At 63.2% G+C, this 9735-nt stretch carries 9 protein-coding genes; 8 read left to right on the plus strand and 1 reads right to left on the minus strand.

Going from position 1 to position 9735, the window contains the following annotated elements; translation table 11 throughout:
- Positions 1-30 precede the first annotated feature (30 nt).
- On the plus strand, positions 31-480 hold the full coding sequence (locus tag AC1DXM_RS30935) for an N-acetyltransferase family protein (protein WP_477239235.1): 450 nt from the start codon (positions 31-33) through the stop codon (positions 478-480).
- 49 nt (positions 481-529) lie between these two features.
- Here the strand turns inward: AC1DXM_RS30935 and phaR are convergent, their stop codons facing one another.
- A complete protein-coding gene (gene phaR, locus AC1DXM_RS30940; RefSeq protein WP_477239237.1) occupies positions 530-1144 on the minus strand; it encodes a polyhydroxyalkanoate synthesis repressor PhaR in 615 nt (204 codons plus the stop codon).
- A gap of 300 nt (positions 1145-1444) precedes the next feature.
- On the opposite strand from phaR, the gene AC1DXM_RS30945 reads away from it, so the two are divergent.
- The 7 genes from AC1DXM_RS30945 to AC1DXM_RS30975 form a co-directional block, all read left to right on the plus strand.
- A complete protein-coding gene (locus AC1DXM_RS30945; RefSeq protein WP_477239239.1) occupies positions 1445-2629 on the plus strand; it encodes an acetyl-CoA C-acetyltransferase in 1185 nt (394 codons plus the stop codon).
- Positions 2630-2718: 89 nt separating this feature from the next.
- Positions 2719-3444, plus strand: a complete 726-nt coding sequence (gene phbB / locus AC1DXM_RS30950) for an acetoacetyl-CoA reductase (protein WP_477239241.1) — start codon at positions 2719-2721, stop codon at positions 3442-3444.
- Between the two features lie 708 nt (positions 3445-4152).
- Positions 4153-7605, plus strand: a complete 3453-nt coding sequence (locus AC1DXM_RS30955) for a helicase-related protein (RefSeq protein ID WP_477239243.1) — start codon at positions 4153-4155, stop codon at positions 7603-7605.
- A gap of 15 nt (positions 7606-7620) precedes the next feature.
- Positions 7621-8007, plus strand: a complete 387-nt coding sequence (locus tag AC1DXM_RS30960; RefSeq protein WP_477239245.1) for an RNA-binding S4 domain-containing protein — start codon at positions 7621-7623, stop codon at positions 8005-8007.
- A 149-nt stretch (positions 8008-8156) separates the two neighbouring features.
- Complete coding sequence (gene fdxA, locus AC1DXM_RS30965) at positions 8157-8495, plus strand: ferredoxin FdxA (RefSeq protein WP_142869280.1); 339 nt, start codon at positions 8157-8159, stop codon at positions 8493-8495.
- Between the two features lie 371 nt (positions 8496-8866).
- Positions 8867-9448, plus strand: a complete 582-nt coding sequence (locus tag AC1DXM_RS30970) for a CarD family transcriptional regulator (protein WP_477239247.1) — start codon at positions 8867-8869, stop codon at positions 9446-9448.
- Positions 9449-9530: 82 nt separating this feature from the next.
- The coding region (locus tag AC1DXM_RS30975; RefSeq protein ID WP_477236635.1) for a transposase at positions 9531-9735 on the plus strand (205 nt) is incomplete at its 3' end.

Here is a 9735-nt window from a genome sequence, read left to right on the forward strand (position 1 = left end):
ACAAGCGAAAGAATGCAGATGGCGGCAATTATGGTCCGTCCGTTCGGACGGCAGGATGTTGGCGCGGTGCTCGCGCTTATGCGGGCGCTGGCCATCTTCGAGGGCTATGACGACAAGTTCCGCCTCACCGAAGCGGACCTTGTCGAACACGGGCTGGGGCCATCGCCCCGGTTCGGCGTGCTCGTGGCAGAGCGAGAGAACGTGATCGTCGGCATCGCCGTCCACTACATCATCCCCTGGACCTACGACCTGAAGCCGATTGTCTGGCTCAAGGAACTCTACGTCGCCGAGGCAGCGCGCGGCATTGCGGTCGGCCATGCGCTTGTTGAACAGCTTCGCCAATACGCCATCGGCATCGGCGCCTCCGCCATCAAATGGACGGTGCTGAAATCCAATCTGCCGGCGAAGGCCTTCTACCACTCACTCGATGGGCAGCCCGACGAGATCTGGGAACCGTGGCAGCTGAAAATCGACCCGTGACGGCAAGACCGCCTCAACCAATCGAGGCGGTCGACCCTGCGGGGATCGCTTACGACATTGTGTCGAGCTTGCGCTGCATGGCGGCGATCTGTTCCTTCAACTCCTGAAGGTCGTCGCCGCTCTTTTCCGGCGCTTCCTTGCGGGCCGGCTCGGGCGCAGACGCGGCAGTGCCATTCGAGCCGGCTGGCGGGAACGGCGTGAACAGGCGCATGGCGTTCTGGAACATTTCCATGTTGCGCCGCGTCTGCTCTTCCAGCGCCTTGATCGGCGTGGCGATCTTCATCACATCCAGCGGCGACTTGCCGATCGCGCCCTTCATCTGCTCGCGGAAGCGCTCCTGCTCCTTGGAGAAGGCGATCATCGACTGTTCGAGGAAGCTCGGCACGATCATCTGCATCTGGTCGCCGTAGAAGGCGATCAGCTGGCGCAGGAACGGGATCGGCAGCATGTTCTGCCCATCCTTGTTCTCCAGCTCGAAGATGATCTGGGTCAGCACCGGATGAGTGATGTCGTCGCCGGTCTTGGCATCCTGGACCGTGAATTCCTCGCCCTTCTTGACCATCTCGGCCAGATCCTCGAGCGTCACATACGTGCTGGTGCCAGTGTTGTAGAGACGGCGATTGGCATATTTCTTGATAATGATTGGATCGTCTTTCGCGGCCATCAGCATCCTCCCGGGGACACCGGCGTGCCTGAGTAAGCCACCGGTAACGATTGCGCCATTTTTAAGGATATGCGCAAAAGCTCCATAATTCCAAGCGGTTTGTGCAGTGCGGCATCATTTAATGCTGCATGGCAGGCTAAATATGCTGCGCAGCAAAGGCCCGGCGACCGCGCCGGCCGCTCGTGCCCTGCTTGCGGCGCATGGCCGGCATGCCCATTTCCGGTTTGACTTGGGGTGTGGAACGGGCAAGAAAAGTCCCAACAACACTAGAGAATACGACCTCGAAGTCTGGAGAGAAAAATGTCCGCTGCCAATTCAATCGTTGTCGCCAGCGCGGCACGCACCGCTGTCGGCTCCTTCAACGGCGCCTTCGCCGCTACCCCGGCGCATGAGCTTGGCGCCGTCGTCATCAAGGAGCTTTTGTCGCGCGCCGGCGTCGAGCCCGGCGAAGTCGACGAGGTCATTCTCGGCCAGGTGCTGACGGCAGCCCAGGGCCAGAACCCCGCCCGCCAGGCGTCGATCAATGCCGGCCTGCCCAAGGAAACCACCGCCTGGGGCCTCAACCAGGTTTGCGGCTCGGGTCTGCGCGCCATCGCGCTCGGCATGCAGCAGATCGCCACCCGCGACGCCAAGGTGATCATTGCCGGCGGCCAGGAATCGATGTCGCTGTCGCCGCACGCCGAGCACCTGCGCGCCGGCGTCAAGATGGGCGACTACAAGATGATCGACACCATGATCAAGGACGGCCTGTGGGACGCTTTCAATGGCTATCACATGGGCAACACCGCCGAGAACGTCGCCCGCCAGTTCCAGATCACCCGCGACGACCAGGATCAGTTCGCGCTGGCGTCGCAGAACAAGGCTGAAGCGGCACAGAAGGCCGGCAAGTTCAAGGACGAGATCATCGCCGTCACCATCAAGGGCAGGAAGGGCGACACCATTGTCGACCAGGACGAGTACATCCGCCACGGCGCCACGCTCGACGCCATGACCAAGCTGAAGCCGGCCTTCGACAAGGACGGCACGGTGACCGCTGCCAACGCTTCCGGCATCAATGACGGCGCTGCCGGCGCGCTGCTGATGACCGAGGCCGAAGCCACAAGGCGCGGCATCACCCCGCTGGTGCGCATCGCGTCATGGGCGACCGCCGGCGTCGATCCGGCGATCATGGGCACCGGACCTATTCCCGCTTCGAAGCGGGCGCTGGAGAAGGCCGGCTGGTCGGTCAAGGACCTCGACCTCGTCGAGGCCAATGAAGCCTTCGCCGCGCAGGCCTGCGCCGTCAACAAGGGCATGGGCTGGGATACATCGATCGTCAACGTCAATGGCGGGGCGATTGCCATCGGCCATCCGATCGGCGCCTCCGGCGCGCGCGTCTTCAACACGCTGGTTTTCGAGATGCGCCGCCGCGGCGCCAAGAAGGGCCTCGCCACGCTCTGCATCGGCGGCGGCATGGGCGTCGCCTTGTGCGTGGAAGCGCTGTAAGAACGAGACAAGGTATCGACGGACAACAGAGTGGGGAAAGAGGAATACCCACTCGAACATGCGATCAACTTTAATGCCTGGGAGGACACATGACCAAAGTAGCGCTCGTCACCGGCGGATCGCGCGGCATAGGCGCCGCCATTTCGATCGGCCTGAAGAATGCGGGTTACACGGTTGCCGCCAACTATGCCGGCAATGACGAGGCTGCGGGGAAGTTCAGCGGGGAAACCGGCATCAAGACCTACAAATGGTCGGTCGCCGACTACGATGCCTGCGCCGCCGGGATCAGACAGGTCGAGGCCGATCTCGGCCCGGTCTCGGTGCTGGTCAACAATGCCGGCATCACCCGCGACGCCATGTTCCACAAACTGACGCGCGAGCAGTGGAAAGAAGTCATCGACACCAACCTCTCCGGTGTCTTCAACATGACGCATCCGCTGTGGGGCGGCATGCGCGACCGCAAGTTCGGCCGCGTCATCACCATCTCCTCGATCAACGGCCAGAAGGGCCAAGCCGGCCAGGTCAACTATTCCGCCGCCAAGGCCGGCGACATCGGCTTCTCCAAGGCGCTTGCCCAGGAGGGGGCCCGCGCGGGCATCACCGTCAACGTCATCTGCCCCGGCTACATCGCCACCGAGATGGTCAGGGCAATCGACGAGAAGGTGCTCAACGAACGCATCATCCCGCAGATCCCGGTCGGCCGCCTCGGCGAGCCGGAAGAGATCGCGCGCTGCGTCGTCTTCCTCGCCTCCGAGGATGCCGGCTTCATCACCGGCTCGACCATCACCGCCAATGGCGGCCAGTACTTCGCCTGAGCGACAGCATTTCGCCTGAGAGAAAAAACGGGCCGGCTCGCGCCCGTTTTTTTTGTCGTCGACAGGCAACGCTCTCAGGCTCCCATGTCCGCACTGCTCCGTTCCGGCACGCAAAGATTAACGGCGCCGGCTTAGGCTGTGCGAAACCCGCTTCACAAGCTGTGAATTCTCGGTGGGCAAGCTGTGGATAACACCACATATTGGGGTGAACAAATCGGGAAAATCCTGGCATCGCTGATTCGTCGCCGATTTGTTCCGGCTTTGACCGAAACGTTAATGGCGAAGACCGAAAAGCTCTGCCAAATGGCTAAGGCCGGTTAAGAAAAATCAATAATTTCATAATCTTGGCCAACGGCCGTTGGACGGTGATCATGTTTCATCGGCAAAGGTTAATGGCAAAGCTCGCCCTGCATGAATTGGGCCAGTTTCAGCGATTCAGCATGTGGTGAGACTCCCGGTCGCACAATCCATATGTAGCCGTGAACAAAAGCTGAATCTGCTGGAGTCACTGATTCGTCGCCGATTCGTTCCAGACTCGTTCCAACTGTTAATCGGGAGCGAATCCGGACCTCGAACGAGACTCCCGAACTGACGGCCGGAACATTCCGCTTTCGCTTCGCGCCCGAAATCCCTATGTGTCGCGTGTCATACGCGCCATGCGAGGCGCGCTCCCGACAACACGATGCAGAAAGCCTCATTTCAGGGCCGATGAACATCCAGCCGAAACACACCGAGCCGCTGATCCTGTCGGGCCGCGACGTGACTGCTGTGCTGGGGCCAACCAACACCGGCAAGACCCATCTCGCCATCGAGCGCATGGTGGCACATGAGAGCGGTATCATCGGCCTGCCGCTCCGCCTTCTGGCCCGCGAAGTCTACGCCCGCGTCTGCGAAAAGGTCGGCGCCCACAAGGTGGCGCTGATCACCGGCGAGGAAAAAATCCAGCCGCCCGGCGCGAAATATTCGGTCTGTACCGTCGAGGCGATGCCGCGCGAGACCGACGCCGCCTTCGTCGCCATCGACGAGGTGCAGCTTGCCGGCGACCTCGAACGCGGCCACATCTTCACCGATCGCATCCTGCATCTGCGCGGTCGCCAGGAAACGCTGCTGCTCGGTGCCGCCACCATGCATGGCATCCTGCAGCGCCTGCTGAAGGGCGTTTCGGTGGTGACGCGGCCGCGGCTGTCGCATCTCGCCTATGCCGGCTCGAAGAAATTGACCCGCCTGCCGCGTCGCACCGCCATCGTCGCTTTCTCCGCCGACGAGGTCTATGCCATCGGCGAACTGATCCGCCGCCAGCAGGGCGGCGCCGCCGTCGTGCTCGGCGCCCTCAGCCCACGCACCCGCAACGCCCAGGTGGCAATGTTCCAGGCGGGCGACGTCGACTATCTCGTTGCCACCGACGCCATCGGCATGGGTCTCAACCTCGATCTCGATCATGTCGCCTTTGCCCAGAACCGCAAATTCGATGGCTACCAGTACCGCAATCTGACAGCGGCCGAGCTCGGCCAGATCGCCGGCCGCGCCGGCCGGCATTTGCGTGACGGCACATTCGGCGTCACCGGCCAGGTCGATCCGCTGGACGAGGAGCTGGTCAAGCGCATCGAGGGTCATGAGTTCGACCCGGTGAAGGTGCTGCAGTGGCGCACCGCAGATTTCGATTTCGCCAGCCTGGACGCACTGAAGCGTTCGATCGAGACCAACGCCCCGGTCGAAGGGCTGACGCGGGCGCTGCCGGCGGTCGATGCGCAGGCGCTCGAACATCTCTCCCGCGACGAGGACATCCGCGCGCTCGCCACCAACGCCAAGCGCGTGGCGCTGCTGTGGGAAGCCTGCGCGCTCCCCGACTACCGCAAAATCGCGCCGGCCCAGCACTCCGACCTCATCGCCTCGATCTACACGGACCTCGCCAAACACGGCCATGTCGACGAGAACTACATGGCCGAGCAGGTGCGCCGGGCTGACACAACCGAAGGCGATATCGATACGCTGTCGCACCGGATCGCCCAGATCCGCACCTGGACATTCGTGTCCAACCGGCCCGGCTGGCTGGCCGATCAGGCACACTGGCAGGAAAAGACGCGCGAAATCGAAGACAGATTGTCGGATGCGCTGCATGAGCGGTTGACGAAACGGTTTGTAGACCGCAGGACTTCCGTCCTCATGCGGCGCCTTAGAGAAAATACAATGCCTGAAGCCGAAATCAGTCCTACCGGAACCGTCCTTGTCGAAGGCCATCATGTCGGCGAGTTGCAAGGGTTCCGCTTCACCGCCGACCAGAGCGCCGGCGGCGAAGACGCCAAGGCCGTGCGCACGGCAGCGCAAAAGGCGCTGGCCGCCGAGTTCGAGGCGCGCGCAGAGCGCTTCGGCGCCTGCGCCAATGGCGACCTGGCGCTGGGCTCCGACGGCACGCTGCGCTGGATCGGCGCACCGATCGGCACGCTGGTTGCCGGCGAGGACGCGCTGAAGCCGCGCCTGGTGCTGCTGGCCGACGAGCAGCTGACCGGCCCCGCCCGCGACAAGGTCGCCGCGCGCGCCGAGCGTTTCGTCAATTTCCAGATCGAGTCGCTGCTGAAGCCGCTGGTCGACCTCAAGAACGCCGAGCAGATCACCGGCATCGGCCGTGGCATCGCCTTTCAGCTCGTCGAGCATTTCGGCCTGATCAACCGCCGCGACATCGCCGAAGAAATGAAGTCGCTCGACCAGGAAGGACGCGCCGCCTTGCGTCGGCTGGGCGTCCGCTTCGGCGCCTACCACGTCTTCGTGCCGGCGCTGATCAAGCCCGCACCCGCCGGCCTGATTACGCTTTTGTGGGCGCTGAAGAATGACGGCAAGGACAAGCCCGGCTTCGGCGACGTGGTGCACGCGCTGGCCTCCGGCCGCACCTCGGTGGTCATCGACCCGGCTTTCGACAAGACCTTCTACAAGCTCGCCGGCTACCGCAATCTCGGCCGCCGCGCCGTGCGCATCGACATTCTGGAACGGCTGGCCGACCTGATCCGCCCGGCGACCAACTGGAAGCCCGGCCTCGGCCAGCGCCCCGATGGCGCCTATGACGGCCAGTCCTTCATGGTGACGCCGCCGATGATGTCGATCCTCGGCGCCACCGCCGACGACATGGAAGAGATCCTTAAGGGTCTCGGCTACCGCGCCGAGCCGAAGCCGCCTGCAGAGGTGAAGGCGCGGCTGGAAGCGCAAGACAATGCGGCGCGGGAAGCCGCGGCGGCAAAGCTGGCGGAAGCGGCTGCAAAGGCCGAACAGGCTCAGGCGGCGGAGGCCGCCGCAGCGGACGCTGAGGCGCCGGCCGAGGGTTCGGAGCCGGATGCGGCTGTTGAAGCTACCGCCGCAGACGTTACGTCAGAGGAGACCGCAGAGTCCGTCGCCCAACCGGCAGCGGTGGCTGTTTCTGAAGATCAGATCGAAGCTCCCGCAGAAACCTCGGAAGAAGTCCCGCCCGTTACAGAAGCTGTCGCCGACGTCACTGTCACCGAAAGCGCCGACGCCCTTACCTCCCCCTCGATGGGGGAGGTCGCGGCGCGAAGCGACGCGGGTGGGGGTGACGGCGCTGACGAAGCAGGCCGTGCTGACGCCGCCGACGCTGAAGATACAACCGGCGACGCCGGCGCTGTCCCCACTCCGGCGCTGCGCGCCGACCCTCCCCACGAGGGGGAGGGTGAAGCAAGCCAAGCCGCGCCAGAGGCTGAAGAACCAAAACCAATCCTGTTGTGGCGGCAGGGCCGTTTCGAGCAGCGCCCGCGTCATCGTCACGAAAACCGCCGGGACAATCGCCCACGCAACGGCCAGGCTGCTCGCACCGATGCGCCTGCCGACGCTGCCGGCGGACAGCCGGCACCGGGCGAACGGCCGGCCTATCAGGGCCGGCGCGACCAGCGCGACGGTGCCGCCAAGCCGCGCTTCGACCGCTCGAAGTTCAAGCCCAAGCCGCAGGCCGAAGGCGAACAGCGCCGCGATGGCAAGCCGCAAGGCGAGCGTCGCGAAGGTCGGCCCGACTGGAAGGGCGGCAGGCCGGAAGGCAAAGGCGGTCCGCAGGGCGGCAAGCCGGCCTTCCAGGCCAAGCCGCGCGAGGAACGGCCGGTGCGCTTCGATCCGGACTCGCCCTTCGCCAAGCTCGCCGCCTTGCGCGACCAGCTGAAGAAGTAGGCACGGCACGGTTCGATGGTTGCTGAGGGTCGCCAGCGCATCGACAAATGGCTGTTTTTCGCGCGCGCGGTGAAATCGCGCTCGCTGGCGGCCAAGCTGGTGGTTGCCGGACGCGTCCGCATCAACAGCGACAAAGCAGCGCAGGCCTCGGATCTGGTCAAGGCCGGCGATGTTTTGACCATCACGCACGAGCGCCGGATCTTCGTCTGGAAGGTGCTGGCTACAGGTGTGCGACGCGGCCCGGCCGAGGAAGCGCGCACGCTCTATGAGGATCTGTCACCGCCGCCGGCGCCGAAAGGCGAGGCTGTTGCCGATGCCATTCCCGCGCTGCGCGAGGCCGGCAGCGGCCGTCCGACCAAGAAAGAACGCAGGCAAACCGACCGGCTGTTCGGCGAAGACTGAAGCCTTGGCGCTCTTCGCCATGCCGGCGATCTGGAATTCCATTTCGGAAGCGCCGGTGCCGCCAGGCACGGCCGCCCTTGCAAGCGGCAGGCAAAGGGGTTACCTCACCAAAAAAGCCTATTAAAAACGGGACGTCCCGGAGCCGACCAATGACCTATGTCGTGACCGACAACTGCATTAAATGCAAGTACATGGACTGCATCGAGGTCTGTCCGGTCGACTGTTTCTATGAAGGCGAGAACATGCTCGTCATACATCCCGACGAGTGCATCGACTGCGGTGTCTGCGAACCGGAATGCCCGGCCGATGCGATCAAGCCCGACACCGAGCCCGGTCTCGACAAATGGCTGCAGGTCAACACCGAATACGCCGAGAAATGGCCCAACATCACCGCCAAGAAGGAGCCTCCGGCAGACGCCAAGACCTTCGATGGTGAGACCGGCAAGTTCGAGAAATACTTCTCTGCCGAACCGGGCGAAGGCGACTGACTGAGAGGCCCAGTGAGCCGTCATAACGCTGCGTAACGCGCGTCATGGATCAACCGCCTTGACAGGCGGCGATGTCGCTTGACCTGTGCGTTTGCAGCAAAACCTTGATTCTTCCTACTTTTTGTGCTACATCAGCTGAAACATGCCGGTGACACAACGTCGATTTATGGCGCAAGCGCCCCAAATCACTGAAAGGTGAAATCCCCAATCGGACCAGAGCAATTTGGGCCAGGCAGTCGCTATGTACGCGGTTTGCCGGTCCCGGCTTTTTCCGATGGGTTCATCTGTTGTGCGGCTAACGATCGGTGTCCCCGGTCGCACGCGTTCGGACCGGCAGGCCGCCGGTACCACAACAAGGAGTTCAGGGCGTAATGGCAACGATCACCCCGCAGAAGAAGTCCACCGCGGCACGTCACGGTTTCAAGACCGGCGAGTACATCGTCTATCCGGCGCACGGCGTCGGCCAGATCGTCTCGATCGACGAGCAGGAAGTTGCGGGCCACAAGCTGGAATTGTTTGTCATCGACTTCCAGAAGGACAAGATGCGGCTGAAAGTGCCGGTCGCCAAGGCGACCTCCATCGGCATGCGCAAGCTGTCGGAAGAGGATTATGTCGAGCGCGCGCTGAAGGTCGTGCAGGGTCGCGCCCGGGTCAAGCGCACCATGTGGTCGCGCCGCGCCCAGGAATATGATGCCAAGATCAATTCGGGCGACCTGATCTCGATCTCGGAAGTCGTGCGCGATCTCTACCGCGCCGACAACCAGCCGGAGCAGTCCTATTCCGAGCGTCAGCTCTATGAGGCGGCACTCGACCGCATGGCCCGCGAGATCGCCGCGGTCAACCGCATGTCGGAAACCGAAGCCGTGCGCCTGATCGAGCTCAACCTCAACAAGGGCCCTAAGCGCGGCGCCAAGGCCGACAATGAGGAATCCGAGCAGGAAGAAGCTGCCTGATCGCTTTCGAATTTGAATTCATGAAAAACCCGGCCTCGTGAACTGACCCCCGAAAGTTGGACACAACCTTCGGGGGTTTTGCATGTCCAGACACAGCGCGCGTTTCAAGCGAACGGTTGTCGATAGCTATTTGCGTGGGGATGAAAGCTACGCGAGTGCGGCGTCGAACCATGGTGTTGACGCAGCGACAGTTCGCAAGTGGGTTGCTTTGTACCAGGCGCATGGCGATGCCGGGCTGTCGGGTAAGTACGGTCGTTACGACGCGGCGTTCAAGCTGTCAGTGCTTG

Source organism: Mesorhizobium sp. P3_A2 (assembly GCF_056403115.1).